This window comes from Duganella sp. CY15W (assembly GCF_009857555.1).
Taxonomy (GTDB): Bacteria; Pseudomonadota; Gammaproteobacteria; order Burkholderiales; family Burkholderiaceae_D; genus Rugamonas; species Rugamonas sacchari.
Window position 1 is genome coordinate 1,046,407 of record NZ_WWCQ01000003.1, and the last position, 18,450, is coordinate 1,064,856.

At 62.2% G+C, this 18,450-nt stretch carries 17 protein-coding genes; 11 read left to right on the forward strand and 6 right to left on the reverse strand.

The genetic code is table 11. The annotated features are described in order from the left end of the window. The first annotated feature begins 37 nt into the window (after positions 1–37). Genes cqsA through GTP58_RS19735 form a run of 5 tightly spaced genes read left to right on the forward strand, consistent with a single transcriptional unit; the run spans position 38 to position 4,946 of the window. Positions 38–1,270 carry an alpha-hydroxyketone-type quorum-sensing autoinducer synthase gene (gene cqsA, locus GTP58_RS19715; protein WP_161078852.1) on the forward strand — a complete coding sequence of 411 codons (1,233 nt, stop codon included), beginning with the start codon at positions 38–40 and terminating at the stop codon, positions 1,268–1,270. 15 nt (positions 1,271–1,285) lie between these two features. After that, entirely contained in the window at positions 1,286–1,678 is a 393-nt protein-coding gene (locus tag GTP58_RS19720) for a group II truncated hemoglobin (protein WP_072781468.1), read from the forward strand. Positions 1,679–1,682: 4 nt separating this feature from the next. Further along, positions 1,683–2,951 carry a DNA recombination protein RmuC gene (locus GTP58_RS19725; RefSeq protein WP_161078853.1) on the forward strand — a complete coding sequence of 423 codons (1,269 nt, stop codon included), beginning with the start codon at positions 1,683–1,685 and terminating at the stop codon, positions 2,949–2,951. A 56-nt stretch (positions 2,952–3,007) separates the two neighbouring features. Continuing rightward, positions 3,008–3,787: a DeoR/GlpR family DNA-binding transcription regulator gene (locus tag GTP58_RS19730; protein WP_161078854.1), complete on the forward strand. Its 780-nt coding sequence runs from the start codon at positions 3,008–3,010 to the stop codon at positions 3,785–3,787. Between the two features lie 4 nt (positions 3,788–3,791). After that, positions 3,792–4,946 carry an MFS transporter gene (locus tag GTP58_RS19735; RefSeq protein WP_161078855.1) on the forward strand — a complete coding sequence of 385 codons (1,155 nt, stop codon included), beginning with the start codon at positions 3,792–3,794 and terminating at the stop codon, positions 4,944–4,946. Here GTP58_RS19735 and fetB read toward each other — a convergent pair. From fetB to GTP58_RS19760, 5 genes are all read right to left on the reverse strand, one after another. Further along, positions 4,897–5,694 carry an iron export ABC transporter permease subunit FetB gene (gene fetB, locus GTP58_RS19740; protein WP_161078856.1) on the reverse strand — a complete coding sequence of 266 codons (798 nt, stop codon included), beginning with the start codon at positions 5,692–5,694 and terminating at the stop codon, positions 4,897–4,899. The genes GTP58_RS19735 and fetB overlap by 50 nt on opposite strands. After that, entirely contained in the window at positions 5,691–6,302 is a 612-nt protein-coding gene (locus GTP58_RS19745; protein ID WP_161078857.1) for an ATP-binding cassette domain-containing protein, read from the reverse strand. Before GTP58_RS19745 ends, fetB begins: the two co-directional genes overlap by 4 nt. Before the next feature lie 5 nt (positions 6,303–6,307). Continuing rightward, the gene (glp, locus tag GTP58_RS19750; RefSeq protein ID WP_229215643.1) at positions 6,308–8,212 is read right to left on the reverse strand and encodes a gephyrin-like molybdotransferase Glp; all 1,905 of its coding nucleotides are present in this window, start codon (positions 8,210–8,212) and stop codon (positions 6,308–6,310) included. Between the two features lie 2 nt (positions 8,213–8,214). Next, entirely contained in the window at positions 8,215–9,333 is a 1,119-nt protein-coding gene (gene moaA, locus GTP58_RS19755) for a GTP 3',8-cyclase MoaA (RefSeq protein ID WP_161078859.1), read from the reverse strand. A gap of 104 nt (positions 9,334–9,437) precedes the next feature. Further along, the gene (locus GTP58_RS19760; RefSeq protein ID WP_161078860.1) at positions 9,438–12,449 is read right to left on the reverse strand and encodes an Rne/Rng family ribonuclease; all 3,012 of its coding nucleotides are present in this window, start codon (positions 12,447–12,449) and stop codon (positions 9,438–9,440) included. Positions 12,450–13,116: 667 nt separating this feature from the next. On the opposite strand from GTP58_RS19760, the gene GTP58_RS19765 reads away from it, so the two are divergent. The 4 genes from GTP58_RS19765 to GTP58_RS19780 are packed head-to-tail and all read left to right on the forward strand — an operon-like array spanning position 13,117 to position 16,170. Continuing rightward, complete coding sequence (locus GTP58_RS19765; protein ID WP_161078861.1) at positions 13,117–14,097, forward strand: RluA family pseudouridine synthase; 981 nt, start codon at positions 13,117–13,119, stop codon at positions 14,095–14,097. Positions 14,098–14,107: 10 nt separating this feature from the next. Continuing rightward, the gene (locus GTP58_RS19770; RefSeq protein ID WP_072781451.1) at positions 14,108–14,767 is read left to right on the forward strand and encodes an HAD-IIIA family hydrolase; all 660 of its coding nucleotides are present in this window, start codon (positions 14,108–14,110) and stop codon (positions 14,765–14,767) included. Next, positions 14,767–15,135: a Rieske 2Fe-2S domain-containing protein gene (locus tag GTP58_RS19775; protein ID WP_072781450.1), complete on the forward strand. Its 369-nt coding sequence runs from the start codon at positions 14,767–14,769 to the stop codon at positions 15,133–15,135. The genes GTP58_RS19770 and GTP58_RS19775 overlap by 1 nt, the downstream gene beginning before the upstream one ends. A 24-nt stretch (positions 15,136–15,159) precedes the next feature. Then, complete coding sequence (locus tag GTP58_RS19780) at positions 15,160–16,170, forward strand: S49 family peptidase (RefSeq protein WP_161078862.1); 1,011 nt, start codon at positions 15,160–15,162, stop codon at positions 16,168–16,170. A 164-nt stretch (positions 16,171–16,334) separates the two neighbouring features. Here GTP58_RS19780 and GTP58_RS19785 read toward each other — a convergent pair whose 3' ends face one another. Beyond that, positions 16,335–16,619, reverse strand: a complete 285-nt coding sequence (locus GTP58_RS19785; protein ID WP_229215644.1) for a hypothetical protein — start codon at positions 16,617–16,619, stop codon at positions 16,335–16,337. 115 nt (positions 16,620–16,734) lie between these two features. On the opposite strand from GTP58_RS19785, the gene GTP58_RS19790 reads away from it, so the two are divergent. After that, positions 16,735–17,451, forward strand: coding sequence for a pseudouridine synthase (locus GTP58_RS19790; protein ID WP_072781446.1), 717 nt, complete (start codon positions 16,735–16,737; stop codon positions 17,449–17,451). Beyond that, positions 17,448–18,425 (forward strand): fumarylacetoacetate hydrolase family protein, encoded by a 978-nt coding sequence (locus tag GTP58_RS19795; protein WP_161078863.1) that lies wholly within the window; start codon positions 17,448–17,450, stop codon positions 18,423–18,425. Before GTP58_RS19790 ends, GTP58_RS19795 begins: the two co-directional genes overlap by 4 nt. Positions 18,426–18,450 lie beyond the last annotated feature (25 nt).

The following is an 18,450-nucleotide window of genomic DNA, read 5'->3' on the forward strand; positions in this document are numbered from 1 at the left end:
AACAACCATCATTGTTCAAAACTCAAGGAGACGCGACATGAACTACGCCGTTGCCCAGACCCTGCTGCCTTCGCATCTGCCGGACTTTGTCACCCGGCGCATGGACCGGCACTACATCACCCGTATCGAGCAACTGCTGGGCGGCGAACATCCGCACGCCTGGCAGCCTACGCCGGCCAACGCGGTTTTCCTGGCCGGTAACGACTACCTGTGCCTGGCCGGCGAGCCGGCGCTGGTCGGCGCGCAGATGTCGGCCTTGCAGCATCGCCATGGTGAATTGCTGATGTCTGCCGTCTACCTGCAGGAGGACAGTACCCAGCACCGGCTGGAACTCAAGCTGGCGCAGTTCATGGGGGCGGAGGATGGGATACTGGCGCAATCCGGCTGGGCCGCCAACGTCGGGCTGGTGCAGACGCTCACGGGGCCGGGCATTCCTGTGTACCTGGACATGCAGGCGCATGCTTCGCTGTGGGAGGGCGTGCAGTCGTCGGGCGCGACGCCCGTCTCCTTCCTGCACAACGATATGGATCATTTGCGCAAACAGCTGCAGCGTCACGGCCGCGGCCTGATTGTGGTCGATGCGCTGTACAGCACCAACGGCAGCGTGGCGCCGCTGGTGGAACTGGTGGAGATCGCGGAGCGCGGCGGCTGCATGCTGCTGGTGGACGAGTCGCACTCGCTGGGTACGCACGGGCCGCGCGGCGCCGGACTGGTGGCGTCGCTGGGATTGAGTGAGCGGGTACATTTCCGCACGGCGTCGCTGGCAAAGGCATTTGCCGGGCGTGCCGGCTTCATTACCTGTTCCAGCCATTTCAAGGGCTACTTTCTGTCCGAGTCGCGCCCGGCGATATTCAGCTCCTGCCTGCTGGGGCATGAGCTGGCATGGTTTGACGCGGCCATCGATTTCATCGCCGCTGCCGACGACCGCCGCGCCGCGCTGCACGCGCACGCGCGCACATTGCGGGAAGAACTGGGCGCCCTGGGCTACAACGTCAGTGACGGCTGCGAGCAGATCATCGCGCTCGAGCCAGGGCCGGAGCCGAGAACGCTGGCGCTGCGCAAGCTGCTCGAGCAGCACGGCGTGTATGGCGCCATGTTCTGCGCACCGGCGACGCCCAAGAACCGGTCACTGGTGCGGCTGACGCTCAATTCCGGCCTCAATCGCGTGCAGCTGGCGCGCATTGTTCAAGCCTGTGACGAGATCCGCCACCAGGTCGATCTGGAGAGCTGGTCGTCCACGCGCCGCCTGCGCAAGCTGGCCCTGGTATAAGCTATCATTGCGGGTATGACTGAAGAATCCCGCACCCTTTACGAAGTAATTGGCGGCGAATCGACCATCCGCGCGATGGTCGATCGCTTTTATGATCTGATGGAACTCGAACCTGAGTTCCAGCTGCTGCGCTCCGTGCACGGCCCCTCGCTGGAAAACGCCAACCAGCGTTTGTTCATGTTCCTGAGCGGCTGGATGGGCGGCCCGGACCTGTACCAGCAGGCGCATGGCCATCCGCGTTTGCGCATGCGCCATATGCCGTTCGCAATCGGCACGCAGGAACGCGACCAGTGGCTGCGCTGCATGGCGTGGGCAATGGAAGATGTCGGCATCGATACCGAACTGCGCGTGCGCCTCATGAACTCCTTCTTCCAGACCGCCGACTGGATGCGCAACAAGCCGGATTGACGCCATGACCCAGACCGCATTCCTTGTATTGCTGGCCGCACTCGCTGCGGTGATTGTGTTGCAGGTGCTGGTGCTGCTGCGTTCCCGCAGCGGCGGCCACGGTGATCTTGCGGAGCGCATCGAACGTGTCGAGCGTGAAGTCCGCATGCAGCTGCAAACCACGGCGCAGACCAGCAATTCCGCCGTCGTGCAGCAGTTCGACGCCGTGCGCCGCCAGCTCGACGAGCAAGGCCTGGCTGCGCGTCACGAGCAGGCGCGCAGCCTCAAGCTGTTCGCCGACAGCATGAACCAGCGCATGCTGGAAGTGCGTGTGATGTTGGAGGCCAAGATCAAGGATCTGCAAGCCGACAACGGTGCGCGTCTGGAAGAGATGCGCAAGACAGTGGATGAAAAACTGCATGCGACGCTGGAGTCGCGCCTGACCGCCTCGTTCCAGCAAGTGTCCGAACGGCTGGAGCGCGTGCACCAGGGCCTGGGTGAGATGCAGCAGCTGGCCATGGGCGTCGGCGATCTGAAACGCGTGCTGACCAATGTGAAGACGCGCGGCACCTGGGGCGAGGTGCAGCTGGAGATGCTGCTGGAACAGGTGCTCACGCCGGACCAGTATGCAAAGAATGTCGAAACCATCGCCGGCAGCGGCGCGCGCGTGGAGTTTGCGCTCAAGCTGCCGGGCCAGAGCGACAACGGCACGCCGGTCTGGATGCCGATAGACGCCAAGTTCCCGAAAGAGCAGTACGAACGTCTGCTGGAAGCGGCCGACAGCGCGGACGCGGAAGGCGTGGCCCTCGCCGGGCGCGAACTGGAACGTGCAGTACGCACGGAAGCCAAAACCATCGCCGAGAAATACGTCTCGCCACCGCACACCACCGATTTTGCAATTCTGTTCCTGCCCACCGAAGGCTTGTATGCGGAAGTGATGCGTCGTCCTGGCCTGGCCGATGAGCTGCAGCGCGTGAGCCGGATCAGCATTGCCGGTCCGTCCACGCTGACGGCGCTGCTGAATAGTCTGCAAATGGGCTTCCGCACGCTGGCGCTGGAAAAGCGTTCGTCGGAAGTGTGGCAGGTGCTGGGCGCGGTGAAGACCGAATTTTCCAAGTTCGGCGATGTGCTGGCCGCCACCAAGCTGACGCTGGAGCGCGCCGCCAAGAATATCGAATCAGCGGAAACGCGCAGCCGCCAGATGGCGCGCAAGTTGAAAACCGTCGAGGCGCTGCCCGCCGACGCCGCGCAACTGCTGCTGGGAGCCGCTGACGCCGATACTGATGCGGAATAAATCCACGTTTATGCGCATTTGTGCGCGATATTGCGTATTTGTGTATAATCTCGTCCATGAAACGAGAAAACCTCCTGCTGCAAGAGCGGCACGCCTACATACTGGCGCAACTTAATACCGAGGGCCGCGTCATTGCGGCCACGCTGGCGCAAGAGCTCAACGTCACCGAAGACACGCTGCGGCGCGACCTGCGCGACCTCGCCGCCGCCGGTTTGTGCCAGAAGGTCTATGGCGGCGCGGTGCGTATGCCAAACGCGCCCGAGAGCGGCACGCTGGTGCAGCGCATGGAACGGCAGCAGTCCGACAAATCGCGCCTGGCTGCGGCGGCAGTGACGCTGATTGCGCCGGGCAGCACACTGTTCCTGGACGCGGGTTCCAGCAACCTGGCCATCGCCTGCGCGTTGCCGGAGGTGCCGCTGACGGTGCTGACCAATGCTCCCTCCATCGCCGCACAACTGCTGGAGAAACCACATATCGATCTCATCATGATCGGTGGGCGCATCAAGCAAAGCCTTGGCGGCAGTGTCGGCAGCACCGCACTGCGTGAAGTGGAACTGATCCATCCTGACCTGTACTTCGTGGGCGCTTGCGGTGTGGACCTGGACGCGGGTGTCACCGCAGTCGACTACGAAGAAGCTGAATTCAAACGCCGTCTGTCGGCACACAGCAAGGCGACCGCAGTGGTTGCCACCGCCAGCAAGATCGGCGCGGTGGCGTCCTATCGCGTGCTGCCGATTTCCCAATTAACCCATTTGATCGTCGAAGCCGAAACGAGCGAAGCAGCGGCGGAGGCCTATGCCGCCGCCGGTACCCGCTTGCTGCGCGCCGGCGCCTGACACTATGAACAACTACGGTTTGAAACAGCGCGTTTCCACGCGACTGGCTTTTCTTGCGGCCGGCATGGCCATGTCTTCGTGGGCGCCATTGGTGCCGTATGCGCAATCGCGCACCGGCGTCGAAGCGGCGCAACTGGGCTTGCTGCTGCTGTGCCTTGGCATCGGCTCGCTGCTGGCGATGCCGGTGACCGGTGTGCTGGCGGCGCGCTTTGGCTGCCGCCGCGTCATCATGTGGTCCGGCCTGGGTTGTTGTGCCGTGTTTCCCTTCCTGGCGATTGCGCCCAGCGCGCCCTTGCTGGCGCTGACCTTGTTCCTGTTCGGCGCCACCATCGGCACGCTGGATGTGGCAATGAACGTGCAGGCGGTGATCGTGGAGAAGGATTACGGCGGCGCGCTGATGTCCGGCTTCCATGGCATGTTCAGCGTCGGCGGTATCGCCGGTGCTGGCAGCATGAGTGCGATGCTGTGGGCAGGGCTGGATATCGTCACCGCATCGGTCGTGATGACGCTTGCTGTGGCGCTGGTGCTGCTGGGCGCAGGCCCGCATCTGCTGCGCGAGGCGCCTGCTGCGGAACGTGATGCGCCGCTGCTGGTGGTGCCGCGCGGTGCGGTGGTGGTGATCGGCGTGCTGTGCATGTTCGTGTTCCTGGCCGAAGGCGCGGTGCTCGACTGGAGCGCAGTGATGCTGACCAATGGCGGCATGAGCGGTGCGCAGGGCGGCCTGGGCTACGCGGCGTTTGCGGTGGCCATGACCATCGGCCGTCTGAATGGCGACAAGATCGTGCAGCGCTGGGGCGGCCGCCGCATCCTGATGCTGGGTGGCCTGGCTTCTGCTGCGGGCTTCCTGCTTGTGGTGCTGGCGCCGTCGGCGTGGCTGGCGCTGCCGGGCTTTGTGCTGATTGGCTGCGGTGCGTCGAACATCGTGCCGGTACTGTTCACGGCAGCGGGCAGCCAGCGCGATATGCCGGCCAGCCTGGCGGTCAGCGCGATTTCCACCATCGGCTATGCAGGCATTCTTGCAGGTCCGGGCGTGATTGGCTTCGTGGCGCATGCCGTCGGTTTGCAGTGGGCCTTTGCGGCACTGGCTGGCGGCATGCTGCTGGTGGCGTTCAGCGGCTTGTCAAACGTTCCAGGCGCAGGCGGTGGCGCTCGTCCGTGATGCTGCGCGCGGCCAGATAGACGGCCAGCGTGACAGCGATGCCGCTGCCGCCGGCCAGCAGGAACATCAGCAGGATCTGATAGCGCACGGCGTCCATCGGGTCCATGCCGGCGAGGATCTGGCCCGTCATGATGCCGGGCAGGGTGATGATGCCGGCCGCTGACATCTGGTTGATGATGGGGATGAGGCCTTTGCGGACCGAGTCGCGTATCAGCGGCGCCAGCGCTTCGTTGCGCGTGGCGCCCAGTACCAGTTGCGCTTCTATCGCGGCGCGCGCGTTGACCACGCCGCCGTAAAAGGTGTCCAGTCCCAGGCTGGCGGAGTTGAGCACATTACCAAGGACGATGCCTATGAGCGGTATGGCGTAGCGGGGCTCGTACCATGGCGTTGGGTGCAGCACCGTCAGCAGCGCCAGCACCACTGTGGCAATGCTCGACAATCCCACGCTGGCTGTCGCCAGTCCGACGCCGGGCCAGCCGCGAAGGCCGTGCGCTGGCCGTATCGCCACTTCGCGCGCGGCAGCGACGATCATGAGCAAGGCCACGGCCAATGTGGCTGCGGGCGACGCCAGCGCGAATACCCAGCGCAGCACCAGGCCAACCAGCAGCAGCTGCACCACCATGCGGACGGCGGACCACAGCATCATGCGCTGCATGCGCAATCCCAGGTAGGCCGAAATGCCTGCGTTCAGCACCACCAGCGTCGAGGCGACGGCAAGATCGATCGCGCCCGGCTGGATGGCGTTCATGCTGCGGCCTCGCTGAGGACGCGGTTGTGCATGGTCATATGGCGCTGGCCCAGCGCCTGCGCCTGCGTTGCGGAGTGCGTAACCAGGATGATCGACAGGCCGTTCAGCAGTTCATTGCGCAGCAGGGTTTCGGTGGCGGCTACCGATTCGGGGTCCAGTGCCGCTGTCGGCTCGTCGAGCAGGAGCACCTTGGGATCACAGGCCAGCGAGCGTATCAACGCCATGCGCTGGCGTTCTCCGGTCGAGAGCCGGCCGATTTCCTGATCGAGCAGCGACGGCGATAGATTCAGTTGCGGCAGCAGTTCCCGCACGCGCGGCATCTGGCCGGGTTTGAAATGCGCGTCGGCGGCAGGCAGCCACCATGCCGGTTCGGCAGGCTGGTAGACGACCTGCGAGCGCCATACCGGTGCTGCCATATTGGCGCGCGATACGCCGTCAAGCAGCACTTCGCCGCTGTTGGGATCAAGGTCGCACAGCATGCGCAGCAGCAGGCTTTTACCGGAACCGGAGGGACCCGAGATGGTGATGCAGGCGCCGGCCGCCAGTTCGAATGTGTACGGCCCGGCCAGCGGAGACTGCACATGGTGGACTTGCAGGCGCGCTGGCATGATGGTCAGGTCAGACCGTCGAACAGGAGGATATCGACGATCTGGCCTGCCGCCACATCGCCTTGCGCATGGTGCAGTACGACGATGCAGTTCCCTTCGCTCATGGAACTCAGGATGCCCGAGCCTTGGGCGCCGGTCAGCCGAACCTGCGCGGCACCATCCGCCGCCGTGCTGACGATGCCGCGCTGGTACTCCGTGCGGCCCGGGCGTTTGCGGATGTTGCTGGCGGTGCGGGCCTGCACGGTTTGCAGCTTCGCTTCGCTGCCCATCATGCGGAGCAGGGCGGGGCGCGCGAACATATAGAACGACACCATCACGGCGACCGGATTGCCCGGCAGGCCAAACAGCCAGGCGCTATCTGGCCCGCTCTGGACTTTGCCGAAAGCGAGTGGACGACCCGGGCGCATGGCCAGCTTCCAGAAGGCGACATCGCCGAGCAGCGCCATTATGTCGCGGGTGTAGTCAGCCGCGCCTTCGGAGACGCCGCCCGAGGTGATGATGGCGTCAGCCTGGTGCGCGGCGGTGCGCAGTGCTGTCTCCAGTGCCTGCGGATCATCGCGGACCACGCCCATGTCGATGACTTCACAGCCAAGCCGCGTGAGCATGCCGAACAAAGTGTAGCGGTTGCTGTCGTAGACGCAGCCTTGCTCAAGCTTTTCGCCGAGCGAGCGCAGTTCGTCGCCGGTGGAGAAGAAGGCGACTTTGAGCTTGCGCTTGACGGTGACTTCGCCAATGCCGAGCGAAGCGATCAGGCCCAGATCCGCTGGGCGCAGCAGTTTGCCGGCGCCGATGGCGATGCCGCCCGCTGGCAGATCCTCGCCCGCGCGGCGCAGGTTGGCGCCGGCGCGGATAGCGTTGTGGGCGATGGTGACAGTGTCGCCGTCAATCGCGGCGGCCAGTTCCTGCGGCAGTACCGTGTCGCAGCCGGGCGGAATGGCGGCGCCGGTCATGATGCGAATGCATTCGCCTGGCTGCGGCGCTTGCGTGAATGGATGGCCGGCGTAGGCGATGCCGATGACGCTAAAGTTGCGCGTACCTTCGCCTGGCAGGTCGGCGCCGCGCAGCGCATAGCCGTCCATGGCCGAGTTGTCGTAGGCCGGAACGTTGATGGGCGAGATGATATCGGTGGCGAGTACGCGGTCCAGGGCGTTGAGCAGCGGGAGTGTTTCGCTGGCTTCGACCGGCGTGATGCGTTCGCAGATGAGGCGTTGCGCTTCCTCGACCGGCAGTGCAGCGGGATCGGCAGCCCGCCCGGCGGGTGATGGTGCGGCCGGTGCGGCGGAGACGTTGCGGTCGTGGTGCTGCAAGTCTTCCAGCGTGTTGATATTGCTGAACGCGGCGGCATCGTCAAATAGCACCTCGGCCACCTTGAGCGTTTTGTAAAAGCCTTCCATGCGGCGCGCGCCGGTGTCGAGGTAGGCTTCCAGCGCTGGCAGTACGCTGGCCTTGACCAGGCTGAAAACAGGATGCGGCTGGCGGAACGGCGCGGCATCCGCTTGCGCGGGATCGCGCTCCATCGTGATTGCCATTGCCAGGTCGGCGTCCTCGGCTTGCAGGGCGGCGTACAAGCGCTCGGCCAGATCGGCCGGGAAGAACGGCGAATCGCACGGCGCGGTCAACAGCAGTTCGGTCGGACAGAATTGCAGGCCGACTTGCAGGCCAGCCAGCGGTCCTGCAAAGCCGTCCAGGTAATCCGGCAGCACCGGCGATGCGCCAGCGACGGCCTGGTACTGCGGCAGGTTGCGGTTGGCGTTGATGGCGACTGTGGCCACCTGCGGCGACAGCCGGGCCAGCACGTGCGACGCCAGCGTCGCGCCACGGAATGGCTGCAAGCCTTTGTCCACGCGGCCCATGCGCGTACCGCGACCGCCCGCCAGTATCAGTCCGGTGACCTTGCTCTTCAAAGACAAAACTAACCCCCGATGTAAGACATTTCCACTTTGTTGGCACTGCGGCGCAGCGCCTCGGTCTGGCTGGTGCGCAGTTCCGAGTAGCGGTCTTCGCGCGCGTGCCATAGGTGCGCCAGCGCGGTGCTGATTTCGGCATCGCTGCGGCCTTCGCGCACCAGGGCGCGCAGATCGTGGCCGCTGGTGGCAAACAGACAGGTGTACAGTTTACCCTCAGTCGACAGGCGCGCACGGGTACAGTCCGAACAAAATGCGTGGGATACACTTGAGATCAGGCCGATTTCGCCGCTGCCGTCGGCGTAGCGGTAACGCGTTGCGGTTTCACCGGTGTAGTTGGCGGCGATCGGCGTCAGCGGCAGCTCGGCGCTGATGCGGCGGACTACTTCCGCCGATGGAATCACTTCGTTCATCTTCCAGCCATTGGACGCGCCGACGTCCATGTATTCGATAAAACGCAGGATGTAGGGCGTGCCGCGGAAGTAGCGCGCCATCGGCAAGATCTCCTGGTCGTTCATGCCGCCTTTGACCACCATGTTGATCTTGATCGGGCCAAGGCCGACCTGGTGGGCGATGTCGATGCCTTTTAATACGTCGTCCACGGAGAAGTCGACGTCGTTCATGCGCTGGAAGGTGTGGTTGTCCAGCGCGTCCAGCGAGATGGTCACGCGTTGCAAGCCGGCGTCCTTGAGCGACTGCGCCTTGCGGGCCAGCAGCGAGGCGTTGGTGGTCAGCGTCAGGTCGAGTGGTTTGCCGCTGACGGTTTTCATCCCGGCCAGCATGGCGATCAGGCGTTCGATGTTTTTGCGCAGCAGCGGCTCGCCGCCCGTGAGGCGGATTTTCTCCACGCCGTGCGCCACGAACAGTTGGGCGATGCGGGCGATTTCTTCAAACGATAGCAGGTCGTTGTGCGGCAGGTACTGGTAATCGCTGTTGAACACGGCCTTGGGCATGCAGTAGACGCAGCGGAAGTTGCAGCGGTCCGTGACCGAGATGCGCAGGTCGTGCAGTGGCCGCGCCAGGCGGTCGCTGAGCAGACCGGTTGGCGTTTCCAGTGTTGGGGGAATGGCCGGCGCGCGGTGAGTGTCCGCGCGCTGCTCGGCCATCATGATGATTTTTTCTGCCATATTGCTGTTTGTGAAATGCACTTGCTAGCTACCAAGACAGTTACGATAGCACGGATGAAAAAAAAGGGAGGCTAAGCCTCCCTTTTCTATGCAGCCTGTGTGGCTTAACGGCGGGTGTCGACCTGGACCAACGGCTCGTCAACCTGCGGTGGCAGTGGCTTGCGCTCACGTGGCACGCGTGCTGGTTGCACCACTTGCGCAGCGGCTTCCTGCGCAGCACGCAGTTTGGCTGGGTCGGTGGCGGCCAGCGTCAGACCGGCGGAGTTGAGGACCGTTTGCAGATCGATTGGTGCGGATGGCGCCGGGGCCGGGGCCGCAGCAACTGGTTCCGCAACAACTGGCGCCGCAGCTTCGACTACTGGGGCCGGTGCTGGCGCTGGTGCTGGCGCTGGTACGTCCGCGACTGCGGCAACCACAGGCTCAACCACCGGGGCGGCTGCCACGACAGGTGCTGGAGCAGCAACTGGCTCAGCAGCTGGGGCCGGAGTGGCTTCAACTACTGGTGCAGCTTCCACTACAGGCGCTGGTGCCGATGCCGGTGCCGGTGCCGGTGCAGCTTCCACCACTGGCGCGGCTTCAGCAACCACGGCCGGTGCAGCAGGCTCAACTTGCTCAACTGGCGCAGGTGCGGCCGGTGCAGCAGCAACTGGCGCTGCTTCGACTGGTGCGGCTTCGACTGGAGCAGGTGCAGGAGCAGGTGCAGCTTCTACTGGTGCGGCAGCAGCTTCCGTCACTACGGCAGCTGGTGCAACAACGGCTTCCGCTGCGACTGCCGATTCCTGGCCTTCTGCACCCTCCACGCCTTCCACGCCTTCGCGTTCACGGCGATTGCGGTTGCGGCCACCGCGGCGGCGGCGGCGGCGTGGCTCTTCGCCATCCACTGCGCCGTCGTGCTCTTCACCCTCCGGACCGGCGTTTGGCGCCGATTTCAGGATGCTGGCAGCCTCGGTTGCCGGGCTATTTGCTGGCGTCAGGTTGTTGAGTGCCAGTTCATCCACTTTGGTTTCCACTGGCGCTTTGTCGGCGCGTGGCTCACGTGGTTGACGTGGTGGACGCTCGCCGCGTTCCGGGCGCTCCGCACGCTCGGCACGTTCACCGCGCTCGCGCGGCTGGGCTTCTGCTGCCGGATTGTCACGCGGTTCACGTGGCTCGCGCGCTTCACGCGGCGGACGCGGCTGGCGTGGCGGACGGCCGTTGGTGTCAGCGGCTTTGCCTTCTTCCTGGCCTGGACGGCCGGCGCCGGCTTCCTTCTCTTCACGCTCGCCACGGCCGCCTTTGGCGCCGCGGTTACGGCCGCGTGGGCCACGGGCATTGCGGTCGCCGCGCTCACCGCCATTGGCCGGAGCCTTGACGACGATGGTTGGCTGCTGCGGCAGGGCCGGAGTGGCTGGTTTGCCGGTGAAGAAGCTGATCAGCTTGGCGAAGAAACCTTGCTCGGCTGGCGCAGGCACTGGGGCTGGCGCCGGCTTGATGACGGTTTCGGTCGGCTTGCGGTCCACCAGCGGTGCTGGTTGCTCAGGGGTAATGGTCTTGACCATGGCTTCCTGGCGCGGCTTGGCTTCTTCTTTCTGGCGCTTGCTGTACGCCAGGTCGGTTTCAGCCTGTTCCGCCAGGGTGTAGCTGGCGCTGCTGTCTTCCAGACGTGGATCGTCGTGCTTGATGCGTTCCAGTTTGTAGTGCGGGGTTTCCAGGTGCTTGTTCGGCACCAGGATGATGTTGATGCGGTGACGCGTCTCGATCTTGAGCACTTCGCCGCGCTTTTCGTTGAGCAGGAAGGCGGCAACGTCCACGGGTACTTGCACGTGGATGGTGGCCGAGTTTTCCTTCATCGCTTCTTCCTGGATGATACGCAGGACTTGCAGCGCCGACGATTCGGTATCGCGGATGTGGCCGGTGCCCGAGCAGCGTGGGCAGGTCACGTGCGAACCTTCCGACAGCGACGGACGCAGACGCTGACGCGACAGTTCCATCAGGCCGAAGCGGGAGATCTTGCCCATCTGAACGCGGGCACGGTCGTGGTGCAGCGCATCTTTCAGACGCTGCTCCACTTCGCGCTGGTTCTTGGCGACTTCCATATCGATGAAGTCGATGACGATCAGGCCGCCCAAGTCACGCAGACGCAGCTGGCGGGCAACTTCTTCAGCCGCTTCGCAGTTGGTGTGGAAGGCGGTGGTTTCGATGTCGGAACCGCGGGTGGCGCGGGCCGAGTTGACGTCCACCGAGACCAGGGCTTCGGTGTGGTCAATCACGATGGCGCCGCCGGATGGCAGCGGCACGGTACGCGAGTACGCGGTTTCAATCTGGTGTTCGATCTGGAAGCGCGAGAACAGCGGAACATCGTCGCTGTAGCGTTTGACGCGATGGACCATGTCCGGCATCACGTGGCTCATGAACTGGTGAGCCTGTTCGTAGATGTCGTCGGTGTCGATCAGGATTTCGCCGATATCCGGCTGGAAGTAATCGCGGATGGCGCGGATTACCAGCGACGATTCCTGGTAGATCAGGAACGCGCCCGAGGCCGACTTACCGGCGCCTTCAATTGCGCGCCACAGTTGCATCAGGTAGTTCAAGTCCCACTGCAGTTCTTCCACGCTGCGGCCGATGCCGGCGGTACGGGCAATCACCGACATGCCTGGCGGCAGGTCCAGCTTGTCCATGGTTTCGCGCAGTTCCTGGCGCTCTTCACCTTCCACACGGCGCGATACACCGCCGCCACGTGGGTTGTTCGGCATCAGCACCAGGTAGCGGCCGGCCAGCGAGACGAAGGAGGTCAGGGCCGCGCCTTTGTTGCCGCGCTCTTCCTTTTCCACCTGGACCATGATTTCCTGGCCTTCGCGCAGTGCTTCCTTGACGGAAGCATTGCGCACGTCCACGCCTTCTTTGAAATACGTGCGGGCGACTTCTTTGAATGGGAGGAAACCGTGGCGATCTTCACCGTAGCTGACGAAGCAGGCTTCGAGCGACGGTTCGATGCGGGTGATCACGCCTTTGTAGATGTTGGACTTGCGCTGTTCGCGTCCGGCGGTTTCGATGTCGATATCGATCAGTTTCTGACCGTCGACAATGGCTACGCGCAGCTCTTCTTGCTGCGTAGCATTAAACAACATACGTTTCATTTTTATTAACTCCGCGACCCTTGGGCCATCTATGCTGTCCGGTTTCTTAGGACCGGTGCAGCAAGGTACAGGGATATACGCGAGAATCAGATGGATTGCGGGGGTATGCCCATCCTGTGCGGCTGCACGAAGCGGCCGCAACTGGGCGCATGAGGTTGATCGACATGCCGAGTACGCGCTCCCTCTGTAGTTCTCCATGCGGCCCCAACGGACGGCAGAAAAGAACAGACGGCGAGCAGCGTCTAAATGGCCAGATCTCGACCAGGCTTGATACTACAAGTGTTGCAACTTCGGTAACCAGGCTATTTCAGCCTTCCGTCGAGCTTGCAGTGAGCATGGGGTCTGGCGAAAACGGCAAGCGTTATCAACTACTCATCAACCGGCCAGCCTTAAAGTGAACAGGCTAACCGGACTTTATCCTTACTATCCAATCAATCTTCTTCAGCATCCCTGTCGTTATCCGATTACAACTACGGTGCAACCTTGATTCCGGCAGGGGTGGTGCGTATACATTTTTTCCTCTGAATTTGCAATTAGGCGAGGCCAGTGGAGACGCCCCTGTGTAAAATGTGCTTTTATTCTTACACGTGCCGCAGTGAGAACCGCAGCGAAACGATTATATATTCAAAATGAAGGACTTAGAGAGATTTCTGGGAAGACAGAGCAAATGAAGATGCAAAAAGATGTTGTTCCCGCTTCAACGTCCACCCCGCTGCAAGCACAATTCGTCACCATTACTGAAGAAGAGGCCGGTCAACGGATCGATAACTACCTGTTGCGCGTTTGCAAAGGCGTGCCGAAAAGTCACGTCTATCGCATCCTGCGCTCGGGTGAAGTCCGCGTCAACAAAGGCCGTATCGATCAATTGTACCGTCTGGTACAGGGTGATGTGGTGCGGATTCCGCCGATCCGCCTCGCGGAAAAGCCGGACAACCACGTCCCCGCCGCTGAATTCAAGATTATTTTCGAAGATACCCACTTGCTGGTGATCGACAAGCCGGCTGGTGTGGCCGTGCATGGCGGCTCCGGCGTGTCGTTTGGCGTCATCGAGCAGTTGCGCGCCTCGCGTCCGGATGCCAAGTTCCTGGAACTGGTGCACCGGCTGGACCGCGAAACCTCGGGTTTGCTGTTGTTGGCGAAGAAACGGACCGCCCTGACCAGCCTGCACGAGCAGATGCGCGATGGCAAAACCGACAAACGCTATCTGACCATGGTATCGGGTGACTGGAAAAACGCGCGCCAGCATATCAAGCTGCCGCTGCATAAATACACCACGGCCGATGGCGAACGCCGCGTGTCGGTCTCGGCCGACGGCATGGCGTCGCACACGGTCTTCACGCTGTTGAAGAAATTCGACGGCTTTGCCTTGCTGGAAGCCGAACTGAAGACGGGACGTACCCACCAGATCCGCGTTCATCTGTCATCGTCGGACTTCCCCATCCTTGGTGACGACAAATACGGCGATTTTCCGTTGAACAAGGCGCTGCAAAAAGCCACCGACACCCGTGGCGCACTGAAGCGCATGTTCCTGCACGCCCATCAAATTACGTTTACCCATCCTGAATCCGGCAAAAACATGACGCTGAATGCGCCATTGGCCGCCGAATGTGAGCGATTCTTGGTAAGCTTGGGAAAACCTCTTAACTAATCGCAAACACATGGCAAGAAAGCAATTTGATCTGATCGTCTTCGATTGGGATGGTACGTTGATGGATTCAACGCTGACCATCGTGAAATGCATCCAGGCGGCGGCGCGTGACCTGTCGCTGCCGGTGCCGCGCGACGACGCAGCCGCCCATGTCATTGGCCTGGGTTTGCATGAAGCCATGCAGGCGGTGTTGCCGGATATTGACCCGGCTTATTATCCGCGCATGGTGGAACGTTACCGCTATCACTTCCTGTCGCGCGATCACGAAATCAGCCTGTTCCCTGGCGTGCATGACATGCTGCAGGAGCTGTCGCAGAACGGCTATTTCCTGGCCGTGGCCACGGGCAAGAGCCGCGTCGGTCTGAACCGCGCCATGAATGACGTCAAAGTGCTGTCGCTGTTTGATGCCACTCGTTGCGCCGACGAAACCTTCTCCAAGCCGCATCCGGCGATGTTGCAGGAACTGACGCGGGAGTTGGGGCAGGATATGCGACGTACGCTGATGATCGGCGATACCACCCATGATCTGTTGATGGCCAACAATGCCGGTGCCGCCAGCGTGGCGGTGCAATATGGCGCCCATCCTGCCGATCAGCTGGCGGCTTGCAACCCCCTGTATTCGGCCCAGACCGTGGCGGAGCTGCACCAGTGGCTGAGTGAGCATGCCTGATGCCGGATGAAATCCTGATTTGCGCAGCGGACGCCGTGGTGGATGGCGGCAAAGGTGTGCGGTTCGCGCTCACGGCGGGCGGCGAAGACGCCACCGGCTTTGTGGTGCGCTACAACGGCAAGCCGTATGCCTACCTCAACCGCTGCGCCCATGTGCCGATTGAACTGGACTGGAATCAGGGTGAATTTTTCGAGTCCAGCAAGTTGTACATCATGTGTTCGACGCACGGCGCGGTCTACACGCCGGAGAACGGGCATTGTGCTGGCGGTCCATGCCGCGGCGGCCGGCTGCGGCCGATCGCCGTGTTGGAGCATGACCAGCAGATTTATTGGCAGCCGGACGACTATGTGCGTCCCGCGCGCGCCTGATTAAAAACCGAAACCAAGCATTCCATGAGCGACGATATCGACACCAGCAGCACCCCGACTCCCGCACCACAGCCGGCCAAGCCGGCCACAGGCGCTTCCAGCTGGGAGCGTGAAGTCCTGGAAAAACTGGTGTTTGCCACGCTGAAAGAGCAAAAAGCGTCGCGCCGCTGGGGCATTTTCTTCAAGGCGGCAACCCTGCTGGTGATTGTCTTTGGGCTCGGCGCCTACTTTGATTTCAGCTGGACCGGTTCGGATGGCGAAACGCTGGGCCGCCATACGGCGCTGATTGAAGTGGAGGGCGCCATCGAGTCGGAAGGTAGCGGTTCGGCAGCAGTGGTGATTCCCGCGCTGAACAAGGCGTTTTCCGACAGCGGCTCGGTGGCCGTTGTACTGCACATCAATAGTCCAGGCGGCAGTCCGGTCCAGGCCGGCATGATTGTGGATGAGATGATCCGCTTGCGCAAAGGCTATCCAGGCAAGCCGCTGTACGTGGTGGTGGATGAGATCTGCGCCTCGGGCTGCTATTACATTGCCGCTGGTGCTGACCGCATTTACGTTAATAAAGCCAGCATTATCGGCTCAATTGGCGTGCTGATGGACGGTTTTGGCTTTACCGGCATCATGGAGAAGGTCGGTGTCGAGCGCCGCTTGCTGACGGCGGGCGAGAACAAAGGCTTTATGGACCCGTTCAGCCCATTGACGGAAAAGCACAAGCAGCACGCCCAGGCCATGCTGAACGAAATTCATGCACAATTTATTCAGGTCGTCCGCAACGGCCGTGGCAAACGTCTGAAAGAAACGCCGGATATGTTCTCGGGCCTGTTCTGGACCGGCGCCAAATCCATCGACATGGGACTGGCCGATGCCTACGGCACCGTCGACAGCGTGGCGCGCGACGTGGTGAAAGCGGAAGACATCGTCGACTATACCCAGCACGAAGGCCTGCCTGAGCGGGTGCTGAAGAAATTCGGCGCCGCCATGGGCGCCGGTGCGATGAAGTCGGCCGTGGAGACGGCGAAACCCAGCCTGCGTTAGTCTGTGACATAGGATGACTGGTTGAGCGATTAACATTATCAATACAGTCTTCTTTTTACTTGCATATCGCTCATGGTGAACTATATTGGGGGTGTAGTTCTTTCCAAGGGGGGCATATAAACACTTTCTGGTTGTGCAGTATTCGTTAGACTTCACAGATGGAACTACTCAACCGCATCGTCGATGCGGAGCAGAGAGAATTTCGATTCCTCATTCAAGTCCCCTTGTGGGACTGAAAACAGCGGCGCAACGCCGCTGTTTTCTATTGCGGCATCGTGTTGCGCAAAGCCGCCCGCGTCCAGCCAGGCCAGAAAGGTAGCCTGTTGCCTGGCGTGCCACCGTGCTTGCACGGTAGCGGCTGGTGGCAGGTCGTGACGGCAGCGCTCCAGCAGCACGGCGCTGCGATGCTGGGCTGCGTGGAGAAAGGCGGAGGAGTGGCGAGTAGTCATGATGAGTATTCCTAGGTGCCTTAGGCCGATTCCTAATGCAGTTTCAGTCTATCAATAGAATCCGGGCCGGGCTTGATATACGTCAACACCGGACACATCCTGTAAAATCGCCCCCATGAGCAAATTATCCTTGGACCGCATCCTGCAATCGCAGGGCTATGGCACCCGCAAGTACTGCCGCTCCCTCATCGAGGATGGCGAAGTGACAATCAACGGCGAAGTGCACGACAACTACAAAGCAGCCATCGAAACCGATGGGCTGGTATTCACCCTGTTCGACGAAGAGGTGGTATATCGCGAACACGTCTATATCGCGCTGTTTAAACCGCAGAACTACGAGTGCTCGCGCAAGCCCAGCCACCATCCTGGCGTGCTGACCTTGCTGCCGGAAGAGTTCACCTGGCGTGAAGTGCAGCCGGTCGGCCGGCTTGACCATGACACGACCGGCATGCTGCTGATGTCCGACGATGGCGCCTTTATCCATGCACAATCGTCGCCAAAGCGCCATGTGCCGAAAATCTACCAGGCCACCACGGCAGAGCCGGTCACGGACGAACTGATCGCCAAATTGCTGTCGGGCGTAAAGCTGCATGACGAACCGGAACCGCTGGCGGCGCAGACCTGCATCAAGCGCGGCGAGCATCAGCTGGAGATCGTGCTGGAGCAGGGCAAGTACCACCAGGTCAAGCGCATGCTGGCGGCTGCCGACAATCATTGCAGTGCCTTGCACCGTTCGGCGATTGGCGGCCTGGAGCTGTCGGCACTGAATATCGAAGAAGGCGACTGGTGCTACCTCACGCCTGAACAACTGGCTTTGCTGGCGCCCGCATGAAACTCTCCACCCTGAAAGACGGCACCCGCGACGGTCAGCTCATGGTGGTGTCGCGCGACCTGAAAACCGCGCAGCTGGCCGATGGCATCGCCCGCACCCTGCAGCACGCGCTCGATGACTGGACTTTCATTGCGCCGCAACTGGATGCCATCTATCAGGAACTGAACCGGGGCGGCGGCCGCCGCACTTTCGACTTCGAACCCGGCAACTGTATGGCGCCGCTGCCGCGCGCCTACCAGTGGGCGGACGGCTCGGCCTATGTGAACCATGTCGAACTGGTGCGCAAGGCGCGCGGCGCCGACATGCCTGCGTCGTTCTGGGAAGACCCGCTCATGTACCAGGGCGGCAGCGACGATTTCCTTGGCCCGACCGACGACATCATGCTGATGCACGAAGAGTGGGGCATCGATTTCGAAGCAGAAGTGGCGGTCATCACCGACGACGTGCCCATGGGCGCGACCGCCGACCAGGCCCACCAGTGCATCCGCCTGCTGATGTTGGCCAACGACGTCTCGCTGCGCAATCTGATACCGGAAGAGCTGGCCAAGGGTTTCGGTTTCGTGCAATCCAAGCCGGCCACCAGTTTCTCGCCGGTGGCGGTCACGCCGGACGAGCTGGGCGACGCCTGGAAGGGCGGCAAAGTCCATCTGCCGCTGCTGTCGACCTGGAACGGCAAGCTGGTCGGCAAGCCGCAGGCGGGCGTGGACATGGTGTTCAACTTCCCGCAGCTGATTGCCCACCTGGCCAAGTCGCGCAATGTGCGGGCCGGGTCCATCATCGGCTCGGGCACGGTGTCCAACAAGGACGCCAAACGTGGTTATTCCTGCATCGCCGAGCAGCGCTGCCTGGAGATGATCGCCAGCGGCGAGCCCGCCACGCCTTACATGGCGTTTGGCGACACCATCCGCATCGAGATGCTGGACGACGGCAAATCGGTGTTCGGCGCCATCGCCCAAACCGTCAAACAAGCCTGAGTTTCTCCATGGAATCGTGGATATG

Coding starts and splice junctions, on each gene's coding strand:
- GTP58_RS19735 (WP_161078855.1), top strand. CDS start 3,792: ATGAACAACTACGGTTTGAAACAGCGCGTTTCCACGCGACTGGCTTTT.
- GTP58_RS19760 (WP_161078860.1), bottom strand. CDS start 12,449: ATGAAACGTATGTTGTTTAATGCTACGCAGCAAGAAGAGCTGCGCGTA.
- GTP58_RS19765 (WP_161078861.1), top strand. CDS start 13,117: ATGAAGATGCAAAAAGATGTTGTTCCCGCTTCAACGTCCACCCCGCTG.
- GTP58_RS19795 (WP_161078863.1), top strand. CDS start 17,448: ATGAAACTCTCCACCCTGAAAGACGGCACCCGCGACGGTCAGCTCATG.
- moaA (WP_161078859.1), bottom strand. CDS start 9,333: ATGGCAGAAAAAATCATCATGATGGCCGAGCAGCGCGCGGACACTCAC.
- GTP58_RS19725 (WP_161078853.1), top strand. CDS start 1,683: ATGACCCAGACCGCATTCCTTGTATTGCTGGCCGCACTCGCTGCGGTG.
- GTP58_RS19785 (WP_229215644.1), bottom strand. CDS start 16,619: ATGACTACTCGCCACTCCTCCGCCTTTCTCCACGCAGCCCAGCATCGC.
- cqsA (WP_161078852.1), top strand. CDS start 38: ATGAACTACGCCGTTGCCCAGACCCTGCTGCCTTCGCATCTGCCGGAC.
- fetB (WP_161078856.1), bottom strand. CDS start 5,694: ATGAACGCCATCCAGCCGGGCGCGATCGATCTTGCCGTCGCCTCGACG.
- GTP58_RS19770 (WP_072781451.1), top strand. CDS start 14,108: ATGGCAAGAAAGCAATTTGATCTGATCGTCTTCGATTGGGATGGTACG.
- GTP58_RS19780 (WP_161078862.1), top strand. CDS start 15,160: ATGAGCGACGATATCGACACCAGCAGCACCCCGACTCCCGCACCACAG.
- GTP58_RS19720 (WP_072781468.1), top strand. CDS start 1,286: ATGACTGAAGAATCCCGCACCCTTTACGAAGTAATTGGCGGCGAATCG.
- GTP58_RS19775 (WP_072781450.1), top strand. CDS start 14,767: ATGCCGGATGAAATCCTGATTTGCGCAGCGGACGCCGTGGTGGATGGC.
- GTP58_RS19745 (WP_161078857.1), bottom strand. CDS start 6,302: ATGCCAGCGCGCCTGCAAGTCCACCATGTGCAGTCTCCGCTGGCCGGG.
- GTP58_RS19790 (WP_072781446.1), top strand. CDS start 16,735: ATGAGCAAATTATCCTTGGACCGCATCCTGCAATCGCAGGGCTATGGC.
- GTP58_RS19730 (WP_161078854.1), top strand. CDS start 3,008: ATGAAACGAGAAAACCTCCTGCTGCAAGAGCGGCACGCCTACATACTG.